The organism is Proteiniclasticum sediminis, from assembly GCF_018128025.1.
In the GTDB taxonomy this organism is placed as follows: domain Bacteria; phylum Bacillota; class Clostridia; order Clostridiales; family Clostridiaceae; genus Proteiniclasticum; species Proteiniclasticum sediminis.
Genome location: NZ_JAGSCS010000079.1, coordinates 1 through 559 on the forward strand (window position 1 = coordinate 1; position 559 = coordinate 559).

2 protein-coding genes are annotated in these 559 nt (G+C 58.3%); both read right to left on the bottom strand.

What is annotated here, in order from left to right; all coding sequences use genetic code 11:
• The coding region (locus KCG48_RS14630; RefSeq protein WP_230977180.1) for a sodium ion-translocating decarboxylase subunit beta at positions 1-269 on the bottom strand (269 nt) is incomplete at its 3' end.
• A 17-nt stretch (positions 270-286) separates the two neighbouring features.
• The coding region (locus KCG48_RS14935; RefSeq protein ID WP_211802906.1) for a biotin/lipoyl-containing protein at positions 287-559 on the bottom strand (273 nt) is incomplete at its 5' end.

Below are 559 nucleotides of genomic sequence, written 5' to 3' on the forward strand. Positions count from 1 at the left end.
CCGATGCCGATGAAGATGAGGAGCGGGAAAAGCTCCGTGGCGATGCCGGCGTTGAAGAGGACATTGAGGACGCCTTCTGACTCGCTGCCCGCCTGGGTGACGAGGCCGGATCCGGGGAAGTTCACCAGAAGGGTGCCCAGGCCCATGGGGACGAGAAGGGTTGGCTCATATTCCTTCTTGATGCCGAGATACATAAGGAGACCGCCGATGAGCATCATGATGATTTGGGGTCCCGTGGTAGACATTATTCCTGCGATAATTTGTTCCAAAACTGTTCCTCCTGTTCTTACGCGATGGTGACGATGGGCGCGCCCACATCAATGGGTGATCCCTTGGTGACATACACCGCGGTGACGGTGCCGGCCTTGGGAGCGACGATCTCGTTTTCCATCTTCATGGCTTCCAGAATGACCATCACCTGGTTTTCCTTCACCACATCGCCAACCTTCACCTGGACATCCAGGATGTTGCCGGGCATGGGCGCATCCATGGTCAGGCCTTCGCCGGTGGGAACCACGGGAGCGGGAGCGGCTGCAGGTGCAGCTACAGGTGCAGGAGC